Origin of the sequence: Alkalicaulis satelles (assembly GCF_008630495.1) — a bacterium.
GTDB classification, from domain to species: Bacteria; Pseudomonadota; Alphaproteobacteria; order Caulobacterales; family Maricaulaceae; genus Oceanicaulis; species Oceanicaulis satelles.
The window spans coordinates 1,004,648-1,026,531 of the sequence record NZ_VWOJ01000001.1 but is presented as its reverse complement, the minus strand read 5'-3'; the positions used below and the strand labels follow the sequence as shown (position 1 = coordinate 1,026,531).

The window sequence follows — 21,884 nt, the reverse complement described above, 5'->3', positions numbered from 1 at the left end:
TTTATTGTTCTGGGTGTTCTGCTTCAAAGAAATCCTTCGGGTGCGCAGCCATGGCTTCGGCCAGCTTGCCTAGGACTTCCACAGTCGGGTTATGCTCGCCGCGCTCAACGCCGCCCAGATAGCGCATATCCACACCGGCCAGATGCGCCAGTTGCTCTTGCGTCAGGGAGCGCTCGCGCCTCAATCGCCTGATATTTCCGCCAACCAGCAATGCCCAATCCATGCGAACAGGGATTAGGTGAGCGGCAATCCGGTCTAGGGCATATATACCCTATTTCTTGCATGGGCCGGATCATGACCAGCAAAAGCGCCTCATCTGAGTCACTTCGGGACAGTCTGCCTGCTACAGCGGCGGATGTGCTACAGGTCATTGAAGATGCGTATTGCCGGTCTGACAGGTATATTTTGCTGCGCGAGTTCCCGCTTCAACCGGGCGAACGTGGCCACTCCAAGCACCGGATAGATGGCTTGCTGGTGCGCACTCAGACGGGCCGACCCGATGAGCTCACCGCGATTGAGGTCAAGGTCTCGCGCAAAGACTTTGAACGCGAGCTGGCCGACCCGGAAAAGCGCGCACGCGCCATGCGGTTTGCGAACAGCTTCTATTTCGCGGTCCCTGCCGGACTGATCAGCGGCGATGAAGTGCCCGATGATTGCGGCCTGTTCTGGACCAGCAAGAACGCTGCGCCGTGCATCATCAAGGGAGCGCCTCTCAACCTCACGCCCGAACCGCCCTCGAAAGACATGATCCGCGATCTTGTGCGCGCCGCTCACCGCAAAGGCCTTGTAGATGCGTCACAGGACCACCGCCTAACGGCATGGCCGGAAATCGAGCTAATGGGAGAGAGCTTAGCGGAGCTTTCAAAGAGCTTTTTTCGCGATGATCCGGAATTTGATAACATCAAATACGTTCTGGATATCGTGATCCGCCAGCTTCACCGGCAAGGCCGCCCGGCCGAGGCCGCCGAAATCCGCAAGCGCCTGAACGCTGCACGCGCGAATGTCGGAAAATTTCTGGTCAATCCTGAACAATCTGATTGAATGATCAAACTGGCGGGGATCAAGGCATGCTTGATAGTGAAACACTCCAAGAAAGCCGCGCCGATGGCGATGAATGGCTTGAGCGCTGCCAATACTGGCAGGCCGCCCATGACGCCGCCATGCCCACGCGCAAACGGCGCGAGCGCCAGTCCGCCCCGCTCATTTTGACCGGCCATGGATTATCGATCCGCGTTGATCGCGGCGCGCTCATGATCCGCGACGGGCTTACGCACTTTCCGCAAGAGCGGCGCGCGCACCGCTTCTTCAAGGGCGGGCTCGATATCCCGCCGCGTATTGTGATCGTAGATGGCTCTGGCGAAATCACACTCGACGCGCTCGATTGGCTGGAAACTCAAGATACGCCGCTCATCCGCTTGCGATGGGATGGCCGCATACAGTCCGTCACCGGCAAACCGCAATACGCCAGCGATCCTGAAAAGGTGGCGCGGCAAAGACAGACGCGCGCCAACGAAGCCGCGCGCACTGCCTTTGGCGCAAACCTCATTCGTCAGAAGATCGAAGGCACGCTTGAAAATCTTGAGACTTGTTTCCCGGTCTCAGACCTGCGCGGGCGCGCCATGGCGTGCGCTGAAGAGGCCCTCGCCATTCTTGAGAGCAGCCCGCCTCAAACCGTGTCCGAGTTGATCGGGTTGGAGGGCAAAGTCTCACGGGCATATTTCCGGACATGGCGCACAACGCCGATCCGCTGGAAAGCGCGCGATCTAAATGCCGTGCCGCAAGATTGGCTGACCTATCAATCGCGCTCTGCGCTCAGGGCGAAAAAAGTCCCAAGCAATCGGCGCGCAACACACCCGGTCAACGCCATGCTGAACTACGCCTACGGCATGCTCGAAATCCGAACCCGGATCGCGATCATCGCAGACGGCTATGACCCGACTATCGGTATCGTTCATGGCGACATGCGCACAGACCGCGATACATTCGTGTTCGACAAGATGGAGCCGGGCAGGCCGGAAGCTGACCGCAGGGTTCTCAAGATGATAGCCGAGGGAAGCTTCTCAGCGGCTGACTTCACCGTGAGCCAAATGGGTACGGTCAAGGTGAGCCCGGAGTTGGCGAGGTTGATTGCGACGTGATAAGAACACATAACTATGCTACATGCGCTAATTTATTATCACCGAATTCTTTTTCAGGAAGGTGGATGGGGAAATGAAGTCAATTTTCATTAGTCACGCGACCGCTGATAAGCGCTTAGCGGAAATTTTCACCGAGTTTCTAAAAGAGGGAATCGGAGTTCCTGCGAATGAAATATTTTGTTCCTCTGTCGACGGGCATGGAATACTCACTGGGAGCGATTTCAATCAGTATATAAAAGATCAAATAGGAGAGCCGAAGCTCGTTATAATGCTAATCACTCAAGTATATGTCGAGCGCGCGTTTTGTCTCATGGAGCTGGGCGCTGCATGGGTAAAATCCCACAAGGTGTTCCCAATAATTATCCCCCCTGTAGGATTTGATTTCGTCACGAAGACACTGGGCTTGGTGCAAGCGCAATCAATTGATGATCATGCAAAACTTCACGATCTCAGAGCCTCTCTCCGAGAGGCTACTATTGTCGAGGCGCGCACAGAACAAGATTGGGACAAAAAGCGTATTGAGTGGCAACAAAAACTTGCGAGAACACTCAAAAAGCTTCCCAAAAGCGATAAGGTCACGCGTGACGAATACGATGAATTGAAAAAGGAAATCGAAGCACTAGACAGTGAGAATGACCGCTTGAGAAATGAGGTCAACAAGCAGGCGGACCTTATCGAGGCACTAAAGGCTTCAAAGGATTCTGATGCAGTCACAGAGGTTTTAGCTAGACACTCTGACGAGGATCAAAAGGCGGAATTCCATAGACTTTTAAGCGCTGTAAAAGATGCTAGGCCCCCCTCTCTAAGCAAAGCTGTTTTTCAGCACATTATATTAGATCACTACGATAAAGCCCCTAGTATAAATCTTTTCCGAACTGATGCGGACGACTATCGAGAGGCTATGTCCAGAAACGTGATCGACCCACAATCACACGCTGTGAATTGGCAACCTCACAAAATGCAAGCACTGAAGCGAGCTTTAGAAGCTTTTGATTGGTTCATGGAAAGTTCGGAAACAAAGGGGTTTCGTGAAGATATGGCTGAGGAGCACCCTATGGATGCTCCTGATTTGGACTTTTGGGAGTATCACCTCTGAATATCATATAGTTGCGGTTATTTGGGATAAGCCACAGACTATACCTCGCTATATTTTGTACCGTATTAATTGCGAATATCTGGTTCTTTCTTAGTACATGGTTTGGGGAGTGGCGAGCGTGCGGGGAATAGAGCCCCCTGTTAGCTCGAGCACCTTCCTGATTTTACGCCCGATTTATCTATACCCCCTCCCCTCCCAGAGGGGAGAGGGCAGGGTGAGGGGTGGGCGCGCCGGCGTAAGACGATTTTTCCCCTCCATCCCCCCACGCGCCGGCGCCCCCGCGCGCGGGGGCGGGCGGGGTGTGAGGAGGGGGGAGGCGCGGGAGCGAGTCCGGGGCCTTGTGATTGTGTGTGTAGACCGGGGCGGCCCTGGAAGCCTCCCGCGCCTGATGGCGGTTTTCGGGCCGGACCCGGCTTTCTTACGCACTTCTATGCAGCCGGCCGGGGCCTGTCAGGACGGGGCCTGACGGCGCGCGGAGGATCTGCCGCTCCGGGCGCATCGCCCCTGCCGGAACACCGGGATTGTCCGCCGCCTTTTCGCAGAAGCCGGGCCGTCACCCCGCCTCCTGCCCGGGACGCCATCCTCCGCCGGCCAGTCCGGGACGCTGCAGACCGCCCCCTCCGCGCCGGCGAAGCAGGCCGGAGTATGCATGCCAAACAAGGGCCGGGGACAAGGCCGGGGACAAGGGAGGGGACAGGGCCGGGGACAGGGACGGGGGACAAGCGCAAGGACAGGCCCCGGGACTGGGCAAGGACAGGGCGTGCGGACATTCACCGCCGCATGGCGTTGCGTCGTGTCAAGGCGCGTGACATAACGCGCGCTCATTGCCGGGCGCGCTGCGCGCGCGGCCCGCTCCGCCAATTCTGACAAGGCCTCGCCACGATGAATGTTGTAGAAAAATCCGCTGAAGGGCTCTCGCGCACGTTTGAGGTTGTCGTGCCTGCAGCCGAGCTTGAGGCGAAACTGTCCGCCAAGATCGAGGAAATCCGCCCTGAAGTGCGCCTCAAGGGCTTCCGCCCCGGCAAGGTGCCCGCCGCCCACATCAAGAAGATGTTCGGCGCCTCGATCATGGGCGACATCCTGCAGGACATCGTGCCCGAGGCGACCCAGAAAACCCTCGACGAGCGCAATCTGCGCCCGGCGTCCCAGCCCAATATCGAGGTCAAGTCCGACGCCGAGGACGTGCTCAAGAAGGGCGCGGACTTCTCCTTCTCCATCGCCGTGGAGGTGATGCCCGAATTCGAGCCCGCCGATCCCAAGACCCTGTCGGTGACGCGCCCGGTGGCGCCGGTGGGCGATGACCAGGTCGAAGAAGCGCTCGGCGAGCTGGCCCGCCAGGCCCAGGCCTATGAGAGCAAGGCCAAGACCGCCAAGGCTGCGGACGGCGACAAGCTGGTGATCGACTTTGTCGGCTCCATCGATGGCGAGCCGTTCGACGGCGGCGCGGCCGAGGACGCCGAGCTGGTGCTGGGGTCGGGCCAGTTCATCCCGGGCTTCGAAGACCAGCTCGTCGGCGCCAAGGCCGGTGATGCGGTCGAGGTGAAGGTGAACTTCCCCGAGGACTATCAGGCCGCTCATCTGGCCGGCAAGGCGGCGGTGTTCGCCACCACGGTCAAGGACGTGCAGGGCCCGGTGGAAAGCGCCATTGATGATTCGCTGGCCGAGCGCCTGGGCCTTGAGAATTTGCAGGCCCTCAAGGATCTGCTGGTCAAGCGCTTCGAGAACGAGCACGCCCAGGCCTCGCGCATGAAGGTCAAGCGCGCCCTGCTGGACCAGCTGGACGCGGCCCATGACAGCGTCGATCTGCCCGCCCGCATGGTGGAGCAGGAGTTCGAATCGATCTGGCGCGAGGTGGAGCAGGCCATCGAGGCCGGCGAGCTCGATGACGAGGACAAGGACAAGTCCGAAGACGAGCTGAAAGCCGATTACCGCAAAATCGCCGAGCGCCGCGTGCGCCTGGGCCTGGTGCTGGCCGAGATCGGCCGCAAGGCCAGGGTGGACGTGACCCAGGAAGAGATCGCCCGCGCGGTCAACCAGGAAGCGGCCCGCTATCCCGGCCAGGAGCGCCAGGTGGTGGAGTTCTACCAGAAGAATCCCGGCGCCCTGCAGTCCCTGCGCGCGCCGATCTATGAGGAAAAGGTGGTGGACTACATCCTGGAGCTCGCCGAGGTGAGCGAGGAAGAGGTCAGCCGCGAATCCCTGTTCTCCGAGGACGAGCCCGCCCCGGCCCCGGCCAAGACAAAAGCGCCGGCCAAGAAAAAGGCCCCGGCCAAGGCCAAGGCCGAGGCGTCCGGCGACGCAGCGCCTGCGAAGAAAGCTCCGGCCAAGAAGGCTGCGGCCAAAAAGCCGGCCGCCAAGGCGGAGACGGCCAAGACGCCGGCCGCCAAAAAGCCGCCCGCCAAGAAGCCGGCGGCCAAGAAGGATTAGGGCGTTACCGGGCCTGACCGTGTCAGGCCCGGCGCTCTGGCGCCTGATCCGGAGCGCCCTTTTTTTCGAAAACCGGTTGGCGCTTTTCGAATTGCGCTCTGGAGGGCTGTCATCGCGGGTTTGCGCTGCGCCGCGCGCCGCCTAGAGTGCCGCGGCGGGCCGTCCGGCCAGCTGATGCGATTCCACGGAGCCGAGTTATGCGTGATCCCCAGGACGTGATGATGAACCTGGTGCCCATGGTGGTCGAACAGACCGCGCGCGGGGAGCGGGCCTACGACATCTATTCACGCCTGCTCAAGGAGCGCATCGTCTTCGTCACCGGCGTGGTGGAGGACCATATGGCCTCCCTGATGGTGGCCCAGCTGTTGTTCCTGGAATCGGAAAACCCGAAAAAAGAGATCGCCATGTATATCAACTCGCCGGGCGGGTCGGTGAGCGCGGGCCTGGCGATCTATGACACCATGCAATACATCCGCTGCCCGGTGGCCACGGCCTGCGTGGGCATGGCCGCCTCCATGGGCTCGCTGCTGCTGGGCGCGGGCGAGAAGGGCATGCGCTTCGCCACGCCGAACGCGCGAATCATGATGCACCAGCCCTCCGGCGGGTTCCGCGGCAGCACCGCCGACATCGAGCGCCATGGCGAGGACATCCTCAAGATCAAGCGGCGCATGAACGATATCTACGTCAAACACACCGGCCAGGATCTGTCCGTGGTGGAGAAGACGCTCGATCGCGACACCTTCATGGACGCCGAGGAAGCCCGCAAATTCGGGCTCATAGACCATGTCTACGAGAAGCGCGGCGGCGAGGCCGGCGCGGCCTCCTGAGCCCGGCCTCATCGCGGTTTGCACCCGTGACCGGGCTGCGCAAATTCCGCGCGGCGCCGATTTGCACGCTTGATTGCAGCCGCAAGCGTGTGTTCGAATGGATTTCGAAACGTTTCGCTAAGGTCCGGCCCTGATCTTGCTTGGGTACGCGTCGCGCGACTCAAGGCGTCCCGGACCGGGCCTGGCGCGCGCCGCCGGCATCCGCCGCAGCCCGGCCTGCGGCGTAAACAGGCGCAGTGGACCAACTGGAGCAGGCATGACCAAGGCGACAACAGGCGACGGAAAGAGCACGCTGTACTGCTCGTTCTGCGGCAAGAGCCAGCACGAGGTCCGCAAGCTGATTGCGGGGCCGACGGTCTTCATCTGCGACGAATGCGTCGAGCTGTGCATGGACATCATCCGCGAGGAGAACAAGTCCTCGCTGGTCAAGTCCAAGGAGGGCGTGCCCTCGCCCCAGGAAATCTACCAGGTGCTCGAGGACTATGTGATCGGCCAGGCCACCGCCAAGCGGGTGCTGTCGGTGGCGGTCCATAACCACTACAAGCGCCTCAATCACGCCGGCCAGAACGGCGATGTGGAGCTGTCCAAATCCAATATCCTGCTGATCGGCCCGACGGGCTGCGGCAAGACGCTGCTGGCCCAGACGCTGGCGCGCATCCTGGACGTGCCCTTCACCATGGCCGACGCCACCACGCTCACCGAGGCGGGCTATGTGGGCGAGGACGTGGAGAATATCGTTCTCAAGCTTTTGCAGGCCGCCGACTATAATGTCGAGCGCGCCCAGCGCGGCATCGTCTATATCGACGAGATCGACAAGATCAGCCGCAAATCGGACAACCCCTCCATCACCCGCGACGTGTCGGGCGAGGGCGTGCAGCAGGCCTTGCTGAAGATCATGGAAGGCACCGTGGCCTCCGTGCCGCCCCAGGGCGGGCGCAAGCATCCCCAGCAGGAATTTCTGCAGGTGGACACCACCAATATCCTGTTCATCGTGGGCGGCGCCTTTGCCGGGCTGGAGAAGATCATCTCCCAGCGCGGCAAGGGCTCGGCGGTGGGCTTTGGCGCCGATGTGCGCGATCCGGACGGCCGCCGCCAGGGCGATGTCCTGCGCGAGGTGGAGCCCGATGACCTGCAGCGCTTCGGCCTGATCCCCGAATTCGTCGGGCGCCTGCCCGTGATCGCCACGCTGGAGGATCTCGACGAGGACGCCCTGATCCAGATCCTGACCGAGCCCAAGAACGCGCTGGTCAAGCAGTATCAGCGCCTGTTCGAGATGGAGGGCGTCGGCCTGTCCTTCACCGAGGACGCGCTGGGCGCCATCGCCTCGCGGGCCATCGCCCGCAAGACCGGCGCGCGCGGCCTGCGCTCGATCATGGAGGGCATCCTGCTCGACACCATGTTCGACCTGCCCGGCCTGGAAGGGGTGGAGGAAGTGGTGGTCAATGCCGAGGTGGTGACCGGCGCGGCGACCCCGCTCTATATCTACTCCAAGAAAGCCCAGCCCCAGGTGGCGCCGCAAAAGGGCGCCTGACGGGCCTGGACCGCGCGCGCTTCAGCTCTCCAGTTCGACATCCCAGTAGAGATAGTCGAGCCAGCTCTCGTGCAGATATTTGGGCGGGAAGCGCCGCCCCTGCGCCTGCAGCTGGTGCATGCTGGGGCGCTCGGCCGGTCTGTGCAGGGGCATTTTGGCCTCGCGCGGCGTGCGCCCGCCCTTCTTGAGATTGCACGGCGCGCAGGCGGTGGCGATATTGTCCCACGTGGTGCGCCCGCCATAGGCGCGCGGGATGATGTGGTCAAAGGTCAGAAGATCGAGCTTGTTGGTGCCGCAATACTGACAGCGGAAGCCGTCGCGCAGGAACAGGTTGAAGCGCGTGAAGGCCGGCGGGCGGTCCTGATTGATATAGTCGCGCAGGGCCACCACCGAGGGCGCGGGCAGCGAGACGCTGGGCGAGCGGATCAGCGTGTCATATTCCGACACGATGTCCACGCGCTCCAGGAACACCGCCTTGATCGCTTCCTGCCAGGGCCAGGTGGACAGCGGATAATAGGACAGGGGCTGGTAGTCCGCGTTCAGGACCAGGCAGCGCAGGTCTTCAGGCGCGGTTCTAAACACCCGCATCGCGCCCTCCCGTGAACCGGTGCGGGCGATGCCCCTCAAAGCGCAGGCCATTGGCCCGGTATGCCCAAGGCGTCCTGAAGACGCGCCTCCCTCATAGCAGGCGCCGGATTTCGCAAGCGAATCACCGGCGCGGTCTCGGGTCGGGCGCACTCTAACCCAAGGCGTGTTACACGCCTATGACAGACGCCCGGCATCTTCTTGACAATATAGGCAAAGGCCCCGCGTCAGGCCAGCTTTCCGGCCAAGGCCAGCTTCAAAAAGCGCCCGCCCAGCGCCAGACCGTCCGGTCCGATGGAGTGGGGAATGCCCGGCGAGATATGGAACTCCGCGCCATGGCCGGCGGCGGCCAGCCCCTGGGCGGCCATCAGCGTCATGCCCACGGGCAGCACCTCATCCTGATCGCCATGAATGAGCAGGATGGGCGGCTTGCAGGTCATTTCCTGCTCCAGGCGCTCAGGCCCGGCCAGCGCGCCGGAGAAGCCCAGAATGCCCGCCGGCGCGGCCTCGCGCCGCAGTCCGGCGTGCAGGGCCATCATCGTGCCCTGGCTGAAACCGATCAGGACCAGATCGGACGGACCCAGCTCCCAGCGCTTGAGTTCGGCTTTCAGGAAATGCTCGGCGCTGGCGTGGGCGCTGCGTACGCCTGAGTCCATGGCGGCCGGGTCGAGCCGGCTGATGGGAAACCACTGATACCCGCCGGGATAGCCCGGCACCGGCTCGGGCGCATTGGGGCTGGCCCAGGCCACATCGGGAAACTCCGGCGCCCAGGCCTGGGCCAGGCCGGCCAGATCGGCGCCGTTGGAGCCATAGCCGTGAAACAATACGGCCAGCTTCTTCGCCTTGCCGCCGCGGGGCGGGATGCGCGGTCCGTCGATCAGGATCATGGGGGTATGCGCCTTTGTCAGGTGGGGACTGGCGGCGATCATAACGCGCCTGCTGCGCTTGCGAACCCTGCGCGGGCGCCCGGCGCGACACCGGCGCCGCGCTGGGCTAGAAGCAAGGCCATGACGCGCTTCATCACCCGCTTCGCGCCCTCGCCCACGGGCCGCCTTCATCTGGGCCACGCCTTCTCGGCGCTGACCGCGTTCGAGGCGGCGCGGGCTGCGGGCGGGACATGTCTGTTGCGCATCGAGGATATCGACCAGACCCGCTGCCGGCCCGAATACGAGGCGGGGATATACGAAGATCTCGCCTGGCTGGGCCTTGCCTGGCCCGCGCCTGTGCGCCGCCAGAGCGATCACATGGATGAGTATGCCCGCGCTCTGGCCCGGCTGGCGCGGCAGGGTCTGGTCTATCGCTGCTTCAAGACGCGCAGGGAAATCGCCGAGGAAAGCGCCCGCGCGCCCCACCATCCCGGCGAGGGGGCGGACGCTCTGGTCTATACCGGTCCCGCCGAGCCGATGAGCGAGGCGGAGGAGGCCGAAAGGCTGGCGCGCGGGGAGGCCTTCGCCTGGCGGCTGTCGCTGAAGGCCTGCCGCGAGGCGCTGGGCGCGCGCTATGACGCGCTTGAGTTTGTCGAGGCGGGCGAGGGGCCGGACGGCGAGCATGGCGTCATCACCGCGCGGCCCGATACGCTGGGCGATGTGATCCTGGCGCGCAAGGACGCCGGGACCAGCTATCATCTGGCCTGCGTCCATGACGACGCGCTGCAGGGCGTGACCCATGTGATCCGCGGCCAGGACCTGTTCTTCGCCACCCATCTGCACCGGCTCTTGCAGGCGCTGATGGACTGGCCGGTCCCGGTCTGGCGCCATCACCGCCTGCTCACCGGCGCGGACGGCAAGCGCTTCGCCAAGCGCGACCGGTCGCAGACCCTTCAGGCGATGCGCCAGGCGGGCGCGGCGCCGGACGATGTGCGCCGCCGGGCCGGGCTGTGAGCCGCGCCCCGGCCTTGCCCTGCCGGGCGGGTCAGCGTCTATTGGACGGGCGGGGAATGGACCTCAGGGAAGCGGCCCCATGGCCTTGTGGCGCGAAGACAGTCAGGACACGGTGCTGTGGGGCGACGGGGTGCGCCTGCGCGCGCCCCGGGCCGAGGATTATGACAGCTGGGCCAAGCTGCGTTACGCCAGCCGCGCCCATACCCGCCCCTGGGAGCCGGCCTGGGCCCAGGATGAGCTGACCCGCTCGGCCTATAAGCGCCGGATGCGGCGCTATCAGAGCGATCTGGACAACGGGACGGGCTATCCCTTCTTCGTCTTCCGCCAGGCCGATGACGTGCTGGTGGGCGCGTGCAATCTCAATAATGTGCGCCGGGGCGTGCTGCAGACGGCCGATCTGGGCTACTGGATCGGCGCGCCCTATGTGCGCCGGGGCCATGCGCGCGCGGCGGTGCGCCGGGTGCTGGCCTATGCGTTCGAGGTCTTGCGCCTGAACCGGGTGGAGGCCGCGACCCGGCTGGAGAATGACGCCTCGCGCGCCCTGCTTGTGTCGCTGGGCTTCACCCATGAGGGGCGCGCGCGCCGGTTTTTGAAAATTGATGGCGAATGGCGCGACCATGACCGCTTCGCCATCCTGTTTGACGATCCGGTCTCATGAGCGGGGCCGATTTTCGCGCATCTGCAGACGCCGCCGGCGCCCTGGCTCTGGCCTTTGACGGCCAGGCCTTGTCGCTGGACGGCGCGGCGGGCGCGCTGGGACTGGCCCGGACGGCGGCAGAGGGCGCGCTGGACGCGCTCGCCGCGCGCCTGGCGCCGGGCGACCGCCCGGCGCTGGAGGCGCTCAAAGACAAACGCGCGCTGGATGTTCGCCTGCGCCTGGTGGGCGAGGACGGGCGGCTGCGCCTGATCCGCCTGATCGGACGCCCGGGTGCGGACGGGATCTGGCGCGGGCTGATCCTGCCGGCCGGCGCGGCGCCGGAGAACGGGCTGGAGCAGCTGGATCTGGAAGCGGCCTTGCGCGAGGCGCTGGAAACCGGCGCGGTGATCGCCCATTACCAGCCCATTGTCTCGCTCAAAGACCGGCGCCTGGCCGGGTTCGAGGCGCTGGCGCGCTGGGTGCGCGCCGACGGCACGGTGATGCGCGCGGACGATTTCCTGCCCCTGGCGCTGGAGCATGGCCTGGGCGGCGCTGTGGGCGCGGCGGTGCGCGCCTGCGCGGCGGGCGATGCGGCGGGCTGGCGCGCAGCGTCCTCCAGCGCCCTTTATGTGGCCGCCAACGCCACCGCCGGAGAGCTGTGCGATCCCGCCTTCGCCGAAGCGCTGATCGAGACGGCGCGCGGGGCGGGGCTGGCGCCGGGCGACTTCCGGCTGGAGATCACCGAGACCGAGGTGATGCGCGATCCTGACGCAGCTGAACAGGCCATGCGCGCGCTCAAGGCGGCGGGCATCGCGCTGGCGCTGGATGATTTCGGCACCGGCTATTCCTCGCTGGCCCGGCTGGACCGCTTCCCCTTCGACACCGTCAAGATCGACCGCTATTTCATCCGCGCAGCCAGCGCCGACGCTTCGGCGCGCGCCATCATCACCTCGGTGGTGCGCATCGCCCACGGTTACGCCATGCGCGTGGTGGCCGAAGGGGTGGAGACCGAGGCCGATGCGGCGCTGTGCGCCGATCTGGGCTGTGATCTGGGCCAGGGTTTCCGCTTTGCGCGTGCGCTCAGGCCCGCCGATGCGGCCGAGGCGGTCAGGTCCGGCCTGAAGGGCCGGTTCGGCCCGCCCGCCTAAACGCCCTCAGCCGCATCCCCGCCGCCCAGCGTGGCGATGGCCGCGCGCGCCAGCGCGTCGGCGCGCTCGTTTTCAGGGTGGCCGGCATGGCCCTTGACCCATTCCCAGCTGATCTCGTGGCGCGCCGCCGCCGCGTCCAGCCGGCGCCACAAATCCTCATTCTTCACCGGCTTTTTCGCAGACGTTTTCCAGCCATTGGATTTCCACGTGCGCAGCCAGCGCGTCACCCCGTCGCGCACATAGGTGGAATCGGTCACCAGCCGCACCCGGCAGGGCCGCTTGAGCGCTTCGAGCGCCATGATGGCGGCCATCAGCTCCATGCGGTTATTGGTGGTTTCGCCTTCGGCGCCGGACAGCTCCTTCTGCGAGCCGTTCCACTCCAGCAGCGCGCCCCAGCCGCCCGGTCCCGGATTGCCTGAACACGCGCCGTCGGTGTGGATGATGACCGTGCCGCTCACGCCACTTCACGAGGCAGTTTGAACACCACGTCCTCGCGCGCCACCACCGCTTCGCGGATGGTGACGGCGTAGCGCCCGGCGACGGCGGCCAGCAAATCCTCCACCAGATCCTCCGGCGCGCTGGCGCCGGCCGACAGGCCGAGCGTGGACACGCCTTCGAACCAGGCCCAGTCAATCTCCTCGGCGCTGGCAACCAGATGCGCCGCGCGCGCCCCGGCCCTGAGCGCCACTTCCACCAGCCGCACCGAGTTGGAGGAGTTGGACGCGCCCACCACCAGCACCAGATCAGCGTCCTGGCCAATGGCTTTCACCGCCGCCTGGCGGTTGGTGGTGGCGTAGCAGATATCTTCCTTGTGCGGCGCGGCCATGGCGGGGAAGCGCGCCTGCAGGGCTGCGACGATCTCGGCGGTGTCGTCCACCGACAAGGTGGTCTGGGTGACGAAGGCGAGGTTTTCAGGATCGCGCGGGGTGAAGGCGGCGGCGTCCTCGACGGTCTCGATCAGGTGCACCGCGCCTTCGGGCAGCTGGCCCAGCGTGCCGATCACTTCAGGATGGCCGGCATGGCCGATCAGCAGGATCTCCTTGCCCGCCTTGTGATGGCGCTGGGCCTCCACATGCACCTTGGAGACCAGCGGGCAGGTGGCGTCCACATAGAGCATGTTGCGCCGCGCCGCTTCGGCGGGCACGCGCTTGGGCACGCCATGGGCGGAGAACACCACCGGGCGGTCGTCGGGGCATTCGTCCAGCTCCTTGACGAACACCGCGCCCATGGCCTTGAGCCGGTTGACCACATGCTTGTTGTGCACGATCTCGTGACGCACATAGACCGGCGCGCCATAGCGTTCGAGCGCCTTCTCCACGATCTGGATCGCCCGGTCCACGCCTGCGCAGAAGCCGCGCGGAGCGGCCAGCAGGACAGTCAGAGGCGGCTTGGCGGTCATGATCTTCCTCTGTCAGGCGGCGCGGGCGGGCGTTGCCCTCGCGGCGCGCGCGTCGTAGAGACGTCTACCAGACCCGCCCCGCCCTGCAAGGGCGAAGCGGGAGATGTTATCGGCGGCGTCCGCGACCGGGCGCCGCGCCACCAGGTCCGGGACTGTCACTCATGCGTATCGCCGCCTGCCTTCTCGCCGCCGCCTTCACACTGTCCGGCTGCCAGGGTGTGCGCGACTCCCTGAGCGGGCCGCAGCCCAATCCGGGACCGTGTCCCAACGCCCTGTCGCTGTATGACGCCTACCGCGTCGTCAATTTCGCCGGCGAGGAGATTGTCCACCGTAATGTGGGCTTTACCGGCGAAATCCTCAATGTGGTGAGCAATTGCACCTATAGCGGCCGCTCGGCCAGCCCGATCGATATGGAAATGGCCATGCGCCTGGCCTTCGGGCGCGGTCCGGCGGCGGCGGGCGACAGCCACACCTATGACATGTTCATCACCGTGGTGCGCCTGGATCCGCAGCGCAATGTCACCGGCGTGATCCATCGCGAGACCTTCCAGGTCACCGCGCGCTTCCCGTCGGGCCGGGACCGGGTGGAGTTGGTCGAGGAGTTTCCCTCCATCCGCATTCCGCGCGCGGACGAGACCACCTCCGGCTCCAATTTCGAAGTGCTGGTGGGTTTTGACCTGACCGATGAGCAGCTGGAGTTCAACCGCTCCGGCATACGCTTCCGCGTCACCGCCGGCCAGGACTAGGCCTGCAGCCATGACGTCCATTCTCGAGCAGCTCACGGGCGCGGTCTCGGACGCGTTCGCGGCGGCGGGATTGCCGCGCGATCTTGGCGTGGTGATCGAAAGCGGCCGGCCCGATCTGGCCCCCTATCAGTGCAATGGCGCGCTGGCCGCGGCCAAGGCCGCCAAGGCCAATCCGCGCGCGCTGGCCGAAACGGTCGCGGCGCAGCTGACGGCGGCGCGTCCCGATCTGGCGGTGGAGATCGCCGGGCCGGGCTTTCTCAACATCACCCCCCAGGACGCGCTCTATGACCAGCGCGCTGACGCGCTGGCGGCCGATCCGCGCACCGGTGCGCGCACGGCGGACAAGTCCTTGAAGGTGATGATTGATTTTGGCGGGCCGAATGTCGCCAAGCCGATGCATGTGGGCCATCTGCGCTCCAGCGTGATCGGCGACTGCCTGCAGCGCCTGATGCGCTTTCGCGGCCATCGGGTGATCAGCGACATCCATCTGGGCGATTGGGGCCTGCAAATGGGCCAGCTGATCACCGAGCTGGAGGACGAGCAGCCGGACCTGCCCTATTTCGACGCCGGCTTCACCGGGCCGTACCCGGATGAAGCGCCGGTGACCATTGACGATCTCGCCCGGCTCTATCCCCAGGCCAGCGCCAAGGGCAAGGCAGACCCAGTTCGTCAGGAGCGCTCGCGCAAGGCCACCGCCGAGCTGCAGGCCGGCCGCCCGGGCTATCGCGCCCTGCTGGCCCATTTCATCGCGGTGTCGGTGGCGGCGCTGAAAGACGATTTCGGCGCGCTGGGCGTGCATTTCGACCTGTGGAAGGGCGAGAGCGACGTCAATGACCTGATCCCCGCCATGGTGGAGGATTTCAAGGCGCGCGGCGTGGCCGAGGAATCTGACGGCGCCTGGATCGTGCGGGTGGCGCGCGAGGACGACAACAAGGAGCTGGCGCCGCTGATCCTGGTCAGCTCGCAAGGCTCGGCGCTCTACGCCACCACCGATCTGGCCACCATTCTGGAACGCCGCCGCGAGCAGGACCCTGAGCTCATCCTCTATGTGGTGGATCTGGGCCAGTCGGACCATTTCGAGCAGGTCTTCCGCGCCGCGGTGAAGGCGGGGCTGGCGCAGGAGGGCGGGCTGGAGCACGTCAAGTTCGGCACGGTCAACGGTCCGGACGGCAAGCGCCTGCGCACCCGGGCGGGCGGCAGTTTCCGCCTGTCCGACCTGATTGAAGAGGCCCGCGCGCGCGCCCGCCAGCGCCTGACCGAGGCGGGGCTGGGCGCCGAGCTGCCGCCCGAAGCCTTCGAGGACGTGGCGCGCAAGGTGGCCAATGCGGCGATCAAATTCTCCGACCTGCAGAATGTGCGCACCACCAATTACATTTTCGATCTGGACCGCTTTGTGAGCTTTGAGGGCAAGACCGGCCCCTATCTCCTCTATCAGGCGGTGCGCATCGGCTCACTGCTGCGCAAGGCGAAGGGCGAAGGCCTTGAGCCCGGCCCGGTGCGCACCGGCCATGCAGCCGAGGCCGCGCTGGTGCGCCGGCTCGACGGTTTCAACGCCGCGTTGGAACGCGCCGAGGCGGGCCGCGCGCCGCATCTGTTGTGCGAGCACGCCTATTCGCTCGCCCAGGCGTTTTCCGCCTTCTACACCCAGTGCCCGATCCTGCCGGAGAAGGACGAGGCCATCCGCGCCAGCCGCCTGCGCCTGGCCGAAGCTGCGCTCGCCCAGCTCACGCTGGCGCTGGACCTGATCGGCATGGAAGCGCCCGAGCGGATGTGACTTGTTGTATTAATGGGATCTAAAGGGCGCCCGTCAGATAATAGTAATTCATAGACCTTTCTGTAAGAGAAATAATTCTCTCGTCTCCGGCAAAATTTCCATCTCTCTCCATATCTTGTACGTAATTTATATTATCTATAACCTCTTTTGTTATTTCAATATCTACCCCACACTCTTCCTCTATTTTTTTCTTTCCCTCTGTAATCATGATATTCAAATGCACACCGAGAGTGCGATTGGATGCCTTTTCGAAAACATCACCGGCGTTGAATTGAAGCTGGTCAAGTTTTTTTAATTTTAGAGCGCGCTCATCTGCATCAATCTCAGATCTAGAGTGCATCTCATTTATTCGATTCTCTATCTCTGAACGCGCATTTGCAAATTTTTTATGTATATAGTCAATTTCACACTGAAGACTATGATATATGAAAATTGATTTTAGCTTTGTCAAATTTGTAGAAAGTTTTCCGCTTATGTCTAATTCTTTGTATTCATGCTGTATTATAAAATAAAGCTCCCAAACGCTTTCCCAGTTTCTATTATTCTCAAGAGTTTTTAAATCCACCTCATTAAATATTACCCTTGTAGACAATATATCTAACAGCCTTTTTAAATTATGAGTTATGCGTTCAGCTTCTTTTTGCGTGTCCCCCCACATTTCTGCTTCGAACCCAGAGAATTTAATTTTTTTAAATTTCGCCAAATTAGATAGCGCTATGCACCCAACACCTAATCCCGAGAGGCCTATGTAGTGCATAAAATTCGAATTTGAGGGGGATGTTAATATGTATTTTATAGATATTAATATAAAGGCTAATCCCGCAATCATCAGTATTGCGCTATGAATTGGAAATCGCTTTATTTTTTTCCACATATGGATTTGCCTCAATAAATTTTTACAACTGAGCTCAAGGGCGTGCAATCAAGTATCGGCACATTTATACGACTGGCAATGGGAAGGGTAACGGGAGCGGAGCTTAGTGCTTCCTCCGCTCCCCCCGATTGACTCGAATCCGCGTGTGGCTAGGTTGGCGCGTCGGTTGCGAGCGCCGGGAGGCGGGCGGAGCCGGGCATGCATGAAGGCCCCCTGCGGGAGAGACCGGCCGAAGACGCCGGCGCCGAAGGCGCAACCGCCCCGGAAACGCTCAGGCGACAGGACCGCAGGATGATGGCCGACGCTGGAAAGCGGGCGCGAACCTCATATTCGCCGCCCCACCGAAGGAGCAATGCGGCGCCGGGCTGACAGCTTGGCGCGCGCAGGAATCTCTCAGGTCTCGGGACAGCGGGGGCGCACATGGTTCCGGACCTGTCCGGGGCCGAAGGCGCAAACCCGCATCTTCAAGGACCTGACGCGATGGCCGACGAGGCGAACCTTCAAAAGACCCCGCTTTACGATCTCCATGTGGAGCTCGGCGCCAAAATGGTGCCGTTCGCGGGCTATGCCATGCCGGTCCAGTATGACGGCGTCATGGCCGAGCATAATCACACGCGCGCCGCGGCGGGCCTGTTCGATGTCTCCCATATGGGTCAGGCGCGGGTGACCGGCGATGAGGCGGCGCTGGAAGCGCTGATCACCGCCGATCTCGCCGCCCTGGGCGCGGGCGAGCAGAAATACACCCTGCTGCTCAATGACGAAGGCGGGATCATGGATGATCTCATGGTCTCGCGGCCCGATGATTCCGGGCTGTTCATGGTGGTCAACGCCGCCTGCAAGACCAGTGATTTCGCCCATATGCGTTCGCGCTTTGGTGACCGCGCCCAGCTGCACGAGCTGACCGACCGTGCGCTGCTGGCCCTGCAGGGGCCGCAGGCGGGCGCGGTGATGGCCGATCTGTGCCCGGATGCGGCGCGGCTGGTCTTCATGCAGGCGGGGGCGTTTTCGCTGGCCGGTCATGACGTGCTGATTTCGCGCTCGGGCTATACCGGCGAGGACGGGTTCGAGATTTCGGTGCTGGCCGGTGAGGCCGACGCCCTGGCGCGCCGGCTGCTGGCCGATGAGCGGGTCAAACCCATCGGCCTTGGCGCGCGCGACTCGTTGCGTCTGGAAGCCGGGCTGTGCCTTTACGGCCATGACATGGACGAGACCATCACCCCGGTGGAGGCGAGCCTTGTCTGGGCGCTGGCCAAATCACGCCGCGAGCGGGCCGATTTCCCCGGCGCTGCGCGCATCCTGGCCCAGATCGCAAACGGGGCGGAGAAAAAGCGCGTCGGCATCCTGCCCGGCGATCGCGCCCCGGCGCGCGAGGGCACGGAGATTGTTGTTGAGGGCGAGAGCGTGGGCGTCGTCACGTCCGGCGGGTTCGGCCCCACCGTGGGCGCGCCGGTGGCCATGGGCTATGTGCGCGCTGATCTGGCCAAGCCCGGCCAGAGCGTCGAGCTGATGGTGCGCGGCAAGGCGCGCCCGGCCGTGATCGCCAAAACCCCGTTTGCGCCGCATCGCTTCCATCGCGGCTGACCTGTCATCTCTGGAGGAGACACCCCATGACCACCCGTTTCACCAAGGACCATGAATGGATCCGCATCGAGGGCGATGTCGCCGTCGTGGGGATCACCGCCTACGCCGCCGAACAGCTGGGCGATGTGGTGTTCGTCGAACTGCCCGAGATCGGCAAATCCGTCGCCCAGGGCGGCGAGATGGCGGTGGTGGAGAGCGTCAAGGCCGCCTCGGAAGTCTACGCCCCGGCCACGGGCGAGATCGTGGCGGTCAATGACGCGCTGGAAGGCGAGCCCGCCAAGGTCAATGACGCGCCCGAGGGCGAGGGCTGGTTTGTGAAGATGAAACTGTCCGCGCCCGCCGAGCTGGACGCGATGATGGACGAGGCCGCCTACAAGGCCCACATCGCCTGATAGGGAGCGGCTCACCGCAGATGCACTATCGCGCCAGCCCCTTTGCTGTTGAAGACCCGGCCGAGGCGCAAGCCGTGATCGCCAGCTTTGCGTTCGCCACGCTTGTGGTCGAGGGGCAAGACGGGTTCGTCACGGCGCGCACGCCGGTGGTCATGGAGCAGGGGCTGGACGGACGCCTGACGGCCCTGAGCGGGCATGTGGCGCGGGCCAATCCGGTCTGGCGGGGCCTGGGCGAGGGCGCGCGGGCGGTGGCGCTGTTTTCCGGGCCGCACGCCTATGTCAGCGCCTCGGCCTATCCGTCCAAGGCCCGGCACGGGCGCGCGGTGCCGACCTGGAATTATGTGGCCGCCGAGGCCCATGGCGTGGTCAGTGCATTCGAGGACAAGGCGGGCTTGCGCGCGCTGATGGATAAGCTGACGGACCGCTTCGAGGCCGGCCGGGCGCAGCCCTGGTCTGTCGCGGACGCGCCGGCGGACTATGTCTCGGCGCTGATGAAGGGGATTGTGGGCCTGCGCCTGACGGTGCGCGAGGTCCACGCAGTAAAGAAGCTCAGCCAGAACAAGGCGGGCGAGGATTTTGACGCGGTGGCGGCGTTCCTGGACGCCGAACCCGACCCGGGCGCGCGCCAGACGGCGGCGCTGATGAGAGAACTGGAGCGAGGCTGATGCGCTATCTGCCGCTGACCCCTGAAGACCGCAGCGAGATGCTGGAGACGATTGGCGTGTCCAGCGTCGATGCATTGTTCGCCGACGTGCCGGACGCCGCCCGCCTGGACGGCCCGGTGGACCTGCCCCGGCGGGCCACCGAGTTGGAGGTGGAGCGCGCTTTCGCGGCCATGGCCGGGCGCAATCTGACCGCCTCTTCAGCGCCCTTCTTCGTGGGCGCAGGCGCCTATAAGCACCATGTGCCCGCCAGCGTGGACCATCTGATCCAGCGCTCGGAGTTTCTGACCAGCTACACCCCCTACCAGCCTGAAATCAGCCAGGGCACGCTCCAGACCCTGTTCGAGTTCCAGACCCAGGTGGCGCTGCTCACCGGAACCGATGTGGCCAACGCGTCGATGTATGACGGCTCGACCGCCTGCGCCGAGGCGGTGCTGATGGCCGCGCGCATCACCAAGCGCCAGCGCGCGGTGCTCAGCGGCAATCTGCACCCGCACTATGCCGAGGCCACGCGCACCCTGGCCAAATACATGGATATCGACATCCACGCCGCCGCGCCGGTTCCCGGCGGTCTGGACGCGCTGGCTGACGCCATCACCGGCGATGTGGCCTGCGTGGTGGTGCAGAACCCGGACGTGTTCGGCCAGGTCCATGATTTGCGCCCGCTGGCCGAGGCCGCCCACGCCAAAGGCGCGCTGCTGATCGCGGTGTTCACCGAAGTGGTGTCGCTGGGCCTCATCGAGAGCCCCGGCGCCATGGGCGCCGATATCGTGGTGGGCGAGGGCCAGTCGCTGGGCGTGGGCCTGCAGTTCGGCGGGCCGTATGTGGGCCTGTTCGCCTGCCGCAATGACCGCAATTTCATCCGCAACATGCCCGGCCGCCTGGCCGGCGAAACCGTGGATGCGGACGGGCGGCGCGGCTATGTGCTGACGCTGTCGACGCGTGAGCAGCATATCCGGCGCGACAAGGCGACCTCCAATATCTGCACCAATTCCGGCCTGATGGCGCTGGCCTTCACCATCCACATGACGCTTCTGGGCGAGGCGGGCCTGCGCACGCTCGCCCGGCTCAATCACGAGCGCGCCTGTGAGATGGCCGACCGCCTCGCCGCCCTGCCGGGGGTGGAGGTGATCACCAGCGCCTTCTTCAACGAGATCACCGTGCGCCTGCCCAAGCCCGCCGCAGACGTGGTGGAAGCCATGGCCGCGCGCGGCGTGCTGGCCGGCGTGCCCGCCAGCCGGCTTTATCCGGGCGCCGGGCTCGATGATCTCCTGATCCTGGCGGCGACCGAAACCAATACCGAAACCGATCTCGACGCGCTCGAGACGCGCCTGAAAGAGGTGCTGGGATGAGGCTGGCTGCGCTCATTCTCGGCATTGCCGCGGCGGGCTATCTCGCCGTGGCGGCGCTGGCGTGGGCGTTTCAGGCGCATCTGATCTATTTCCCCAACCCGGCGGCGGGCGAGCCGCCCCAGGGCTCGCCCTTCACGGCGGTGCAGGTGGACACCGAAGACGGAGAGACGCTGGCGGCCTGGCGGGCCGCGGCGCGTCCGGGATGCCCGACCCTTTTGCTGCTGCACGGCAATGCCGGGCATGTGCCCTCGTCCGGCTGGCTGTACGAGCAGCTGAACCGCGCCGGTGCGGGCGTCCTGGCCTTGTCCTGGCGGGGTTATGCCGGCTCCACCGGCACGCCGAGCGAGGCGGGCCTGTATGCCGACGCCGAAGCGGGCTTCATGGCGCTGATCGAGGACGGCACGCCTGCCGGGGAAATTGTGGTGCACGGGTTTTCGCTGGGCTCGGCGCCGGCGGTCAGGCTGGCGGCGGATCATGATTTCAACGCCCTGATCCTGGAGGCGCCCTTCCTGTCGGCCGAAGCGGTGGCGCGCGAAAGCATGCCGTTTCTGCCCGTGGGATGGCTGTTGCGCGACCGCTACCGCACGGACGAGATGATCGCGGACGTCGACATGCCGATCCTGATCGTCCATGGCGCGGCGGACACCATCATTCCCGCCCGCCATTCCGAACGGCTGGCCGCTCTGGCCCGGGCGCCGGTGACCCGGATCCTGATCGATAATGCCGGCCACAATACGCTCGCCCAGAACGGGATGTACGAAACGGCCGTGTGGCCGTTCCTGTCCGACCGTTTTCCTGATTGCCGCTTTGCGGCTGAAGAAGTGGAAGTCTGACC

22 protein-coding genes and 1 riboswitch are annotated in these 21,884 nt (G+C 64.5%); of the genes, 16 read left to right on the top strand and 6 right to left on the bottom strand.

Annotated features, from left to right (window positions below; translation table 11 throughout):
• Window position 1: 1 nt before the first annotated feature.
• Complete coding sequence (locus tag F1654_RS05005) at window positions 2-223, bottom strand: helix-turn-helix domain-containing protein (protein ID WP_150022371.1); 222 nt, start codon at window positions 221-223, stop codon at window positions 2-4.
• A 71-nt stretch (window positions 224-294) separates the two neighbouring features.
• Between F1654_RS05005 and F1654_RS05000 the strand changes: the two genes are divergently transcribed.
• The 6 genes from F1654_RS05000 to clpX all read left to right on the top strand — a co-directional run bounded on the left by F1654_RS05000 (window position 295) and on the right by clpX (window position 8,019).
• On the top strand, window positions 295-1,041 hold the full coding sequence (locus tag F1654_RS05000; protein WP_199200454.1) for an MmcB family DNA repair protein: 747 nt from the start codon (window positions 295-297) through the stop codon (window positions 1,039-1,041).
• Window positions 1,042-1,067: 26 nt separating this feature from the next.
• Entirely contained in the window at window positions 1,068-2,138 is a 1,071-nt protein-coding gene (gene cas1, locus F1654_RS04995; protein ID WP_150022369.1) for a CRISPR-associated endonuclease Cas1, read from the top strand.
• Window positions 2,139-2,211: 73 nt separating this feature from the next.
• Window positions 2,212-3,234, top strand: a complete 1,023-nt coding sequence (locus F1654_RS04990; protein ID WP_150022368.1) for a TIR domain-containing protein — start codon at window positions 2,212-2,214, stop codon at window positions 3,232-3,234.
• 882 nt (window positions 3,235-4,116) lie between these two features.
• A complete protein-coding gene (tig, locus tag F1654_RS04985) occupies window positions 4,117-5,661 on the top strand; it encodes a trigger factor (RefSeq protein WP_150022367.1) in 1,545 nt (514 codons plus the stop codon).
• Between the two features lie 197 nt (window positions 5,662-5,858).
• Window positions 5,859-6,488: an ATP-dependent Clp protease proteolytic subunit gene (locus F1654_RS04980; protein ID WP_150022366.1), complete on the top strand. Its 630-nt coding sequence runs from the start codon at window positions 5,859-5,861 to the stop codon at window positions 6,486-6,488.
• A gap of 256 nt (window positions 6,489-6,744) precedes the next feature.
• Window positions 6,745-8,019: an ATP-dependent Clp protease ATP-binding subunit ClpX gene (clpX, locus tag F1654_RS04975; protein WP_150022365.1), complete on the top strand. Its 1,275-nt coding sequence runs from the start codon at window positions 6,745-6,747 to the stop codon at window positions 8,017-8,019.
• A gap of 21 nt (window positions 8,020-8,040) precedes the next feature.
• Here the strand turns inward: clpX and F1654_RS04970 are convergent, their stop codons facing one another.
• A complete protein-coding gene (locus F1654_RS04970; protein ID WP_150022364.1) occupies window positions 8,041-8,607 on the bottom strand; it encodes an HNH endonuclease in 567 nt (188 codons plus the stop codon).
• 224 nt (window positions 8,608-8,831) lie between these two features.
• On the bottom strand, window positions 8,832-9,491 hold the full coding sequence (locus F1654_RS04965) for an alpha/beta hydrolase (protein WP_150022363.1): 660 nt from the start codon (window positions 9,489-9,491) through the stop codon (window positions 8,832-8,834).
• A 120-nt stretch (window positions 9,492-9,611) separates the two neighbouring features.
• On the opposite strand from F1654_RS04965, the gene gluQRS reads away from it, so the two are divergent.
• The 3 genes from gluQRS to F1654_RS04950 all read left to right on the top strand — a co-directional run bounded on the left by gluQRS (window position 9,612) and on the right by F1654_RS04950 (window position 12,269).
• Entirely contained in the window at window positions 9,612-10,484 is an 873-nt protein-coding gene (gene gluQRS, locus F1654_RS04960) for a tRNA glutamyl-Q(34) synthetase GluQRS (RefSeq protein WP_150022362.1), read from the top strand.
• A gap of 79 nt (window positions 10,485-10,563) precedes the next feature.
• Window positions 10,564-11,142: a GNAT family N-acetyltransferase gene (locus F1654_RS04955; RefSeq protein WP_150022361.1), complete on the top strand. Its 579-nt coding sequence runs from the start codon at window positions 10,564-10,566 to the stop codon at window positions 11,140-11,142.
• Window positions 11,139-12,269 carry an EAL domain-containing protein gene (locus F1654_RS04950; RefSeq protein WP_150022360.1) on the top strand — a complete coding sequence of 377 codons (1,131 nt, stop codon included), beginning with the start codon at window positions 11,139-11,141 and terminating at the stop codon, window positions 12,267-12,269. The genes F1654_RS04955 and F1654_RS04950 overlap by 4 nt, the downstream gene beginning before the upstream one ends.
• Here the strand turns inward: F1654_RS04950 and rnhA are convergent.
• Both rnhA and ispH read right to left on the bottom strand, forming a co-directional pair.
• Complete coding sequence (gene rnhA, locus F1654_RS04945) at window positions 12,266-12,727, bottom strand: ribonuclease HI (RefSeq protein ID WP_150022359.1); 462 nt, start codon at window positions 12,725-12,727, stop codon at window positions 12,266-12,268. The two genes, F1654_RS04950 and rnhA, sit on opposite strands and share 4 nt — an antisense overlap.
• Window positions 12,724-13,668: a 4-hydroxy-3-methylbut-2-enyl diphosphate reductase gene (gene ispH, locus F1654_RS04940; protein WP_150022358.1), complete on the bottom strand. Its 945-nt coding sequence runs from the start codon at window positions 13,666-13,668 to the stop codon at window positions 12,724-12,726. The genes rnhA and ispH overlap by 4 nt, the downstream gene beginning before the upstream one ends.
• 161 nt (window positions 13,669-13,829) lie before the next feature.
• On the opposite strand from ispH, the gene F1654_RS04935 reads away from it, so the two are divergent.
• Both F1654_RS04935 and argS read left to right on the top strand, forming a co-directional pair.
• The gene (locus tag F1654_RS04935; RefSeq protein WP_150022357.1) at window positions 13,830-14,414 is read left to right on the top strand and encodes a hypothetical protein; all 585 of its coding nucleotides are present in this window, start codon (window positions 13,830-13,832) and stop codon (window positions 14,412-14,414) included.
• A gap of 10 nt (window positions 14,415-14,424) precedes the next feature.
• Window positions 14,425-16,188, top strand: coding sequence for an arginine--tRNA ligase (argS, locus tag F1654_RS04930; protein ID WP_150022356.1), 1,764 nt, complete (start codon window positions 14,425-14,427; stop codon window positions 16,186-16,188).
• Between the two features lie 19 nt (window positions 16,189-16,207).
• Here the strand turns inward: argS and F1654_RS04925 are convergent, their stop codons facing one another.
• Window positions 16,208-17,062 carry a hypothetical protein gene (locus F1654_RS04925; RefSeq protein WP_233205132.1) on the bottom strand — a complete coding sequence of 285 codons (855 nt, stop codon included), beginning with the start codon at window positions 17,060-17,062 and terminating at the stop codon, window positions 16,208-16,210.
• A 206-nt stretch (window positions 17,063-17,268) separates the two neighbouring features.
• Window positions 17,269-17,359: riboswitch (glycine riboswitch) on the top strand.
• Between the two features lie 183 nt (window positions 17,360-17,542).
• Between F1654_RS04925 and gcvT the strand changes: the two genes are divergently transcribed.
• From gcvT to F1654_RS04900, 5 genes are read left to right on the top strand one after another with little or no spacing between them, the layout of a single operon-like run.
• Window positions 17,543-18,643, top strand: a complete 1,101-nt coding sequence (gcvT, locus tag F1654_RS04920) for a glycine cleavage system aminomethyltransferase GcvT (protein WP_150022354.1) — start codon at window positions 17,543-17,545, stop codon at window positions 18,641-18,643.
• 26 nt (window positions 18,644-18,669) lie between these two features.
• Window positions 18,670-19,035 (top strand): glycine cleavage system protein GcvH, encoded by a 366-nt coding sequence (gene gcvH / locus F1654_RS04915; RefSeq protein WP_150022353.1) that lies wholly within the window; start codon window positions 18,670-18,672, stop codon window positions 19,033-19,035.
• A 20-nt stretch (window positions 19,036-19,055) separates the two neighbouring features.
• Window positions 19,056-19,700, top strand: a complete 645-nt coding sequence (locus F1654_RS04910) for an FMN-binding negative transcriptional regulator (RefSeq protein WP_150022352.1) — start codon at window positions 19,056-19,058, stop codon at window positions 19,698-19,700.
• Window positions 19,700-21,049: an aminomethyl-transferring glycine dehydrogenase subunit GcvPA gene (gcvPA, locus tag F1654_RS04905; RefSeq protein ID WP_150022351.1), complete on the top strand. Its 1,350-nt coding sequence runs from the start codon at window positions 19,700-19,702 to the stop codon at window positions 21,047-21,049. Before F1654_RS04910 ends, gcvPA begins: the two co-directional genes overlap by 1 nt.
• Window positions 21,046-21,882, top strand: coding sequence for an alpha/beta hydrolase (locus F1654_RS04900; RefSeq protein ID WP_150022350.1), 837 nt, complete (start codon window positions 21,046-21,048; stop codon window positions 21,880-21,882). Before gcvPA ends, F1654_RS04900 begins: the two co-directional genes overlap by 4 nt.
• Window positions 21,883-21,884 lie beyond the last annotated feature (2 nt).

Bases quoted from the DNA above. Each gene is read 5' to 3' on its own strand.
- F1654_RS05005 (WP_150022371.1), bottom strand. From the start codon at position 223: ATGGATTGGGCATTGCTGGTTGGCGGAAATATCAGGCGATTGAGGCGC.
- F1654_RS05000 (WP_199200454.1), top strand. From the start codon at position 295: ATGACCAGCAAAAGCGCCTCATCTGAGTCACTTCGGGACAGTCTGCCT.
- cas1 (WP_150022369.1), top strand. From the start codon at position 1,068: ATGCTTGATAGTGAAACACTCCAAGAAAGCCGCGCCGATGGCGATGAA.
- F1654_RS04990 (WP_150022368.1), top strand. From the start codon at position 2,212: ATGAAGTCAATTTTCATTAGTCACGCGACCGCTGATAAGCGCTTAGCG.
- tig (WP_150022367.1), top strand. From the start codon at position 4,117: ATGAATGTTGTAGAAAAATCCGCTGAAGGGCTCTCGCGCACGTTTGAG.
- F1654_RS04980 (WP_150022366.1), top strand. From the start codon at position 5,859: ATGCGTGATCCCCAGGACGTGATGATGAACCTGGTGCCCATGGTGGTC.
- clpX (WP_150022365.1), top strand. From the start codon at position 6,745: ATGACCAAGGCGACAACAGGCGACGGAAAGAGCACGCTGTACTGCTCG.
- F1654_RS04970 (WP_150022364.1), bottom strand. From the start codon at position 8,607: ATGCGGGTGTTTAGAACCGCGCCTGAAGACCTGCGCTGCCTGGTCCTG.
- F1654_RS04965 (WP_150022363.1), bottom strand. From the start codon at position 9,491: ATGATCCTGATCGACGGACCGCGCATCCCGCCCCGCGGCGGCAAGGCG.
- gluQRS (WP_150022362.1), top strand. From the start codon at position 9,612: ATGACGCGCTTCATCACCCGCTTCGCGCCCTCGCCCACGGGCCGCCTT.
- F1654_RS04955 (WP_150022361.1), top strand. From the start codon at position 10,564: ATGGCCTTGTGGCGCGAAGACAGTCAGGACACGGTGCTGTGGGGCGAC.
- F1654_RS04950 (WP_150022360.1), top strand. From the start codon at position 11,139: ATGAGCGGGGCCGATTTTCGCGCATCTGCAGACGCCGCCGGCGCCCTG.
- ispH (WP_150022358.1), bottom strand. From the start codon at position 13,668: ATGACCGCCAAGCCGCCTCTGACTGTCCTGCTGGCCGCTCCGCGCGGC.
- F1654_RS04935 (WP_150022357.1), top strand. From the start codon at position 13,830: ATGCGTATCGCCGCCTGCCTTCTCGCCGCCGCCTTCACACTGTCCGGC.
- argS (WP_150022356.1), top strand. From the start codon at position 14,425: ATGACGTCCATTCTCGAGCAGCTCACGGGCGCGGTCTCGGACGCGTTC.
- F1654_RS04925 (WP_233205132.1), bottom strand. From the start codon at position 17,062: ATGTGGAAAAAAATAAAGCGATTTCCAATTCATAGCGCAATACTGATG.
- gcvT (WP_150022354.1), top strand. From the start codon at position 17,543: ATGGCCGACGAGGCGAACCTTCAAAAGACCCCGCTTTACGATCTCCAT.
- gcvH (WP_150022353.1), top strand. From the start codon at position 18,670: ATGACCACCCGTTTCACCAAGGACCATGAATGGATCCGCATCGAGGGC.
- F1654_RS04910 (WP_150022352.1), top strand. From the start codon at position 19,056: ATGCACTATCGCGCCAGCCCCTTTGCTGTTGAAGACCCGGCCGAGGCG.
- gcvPA (WP_150022351.1), top strand. From the start codon at position 19,700: ATGCGCTATCTGCCGCTGACCCCTGAAGACCGCAGCGAGATGCTGGAG.
- F1654_RS04900 (WP_150022350.1), top strand. From the start codon at position 21,046: ATGAGGCTGGCTGCGCTCATTCTCGGCATTGCCGCGGCGGGCTATCTC.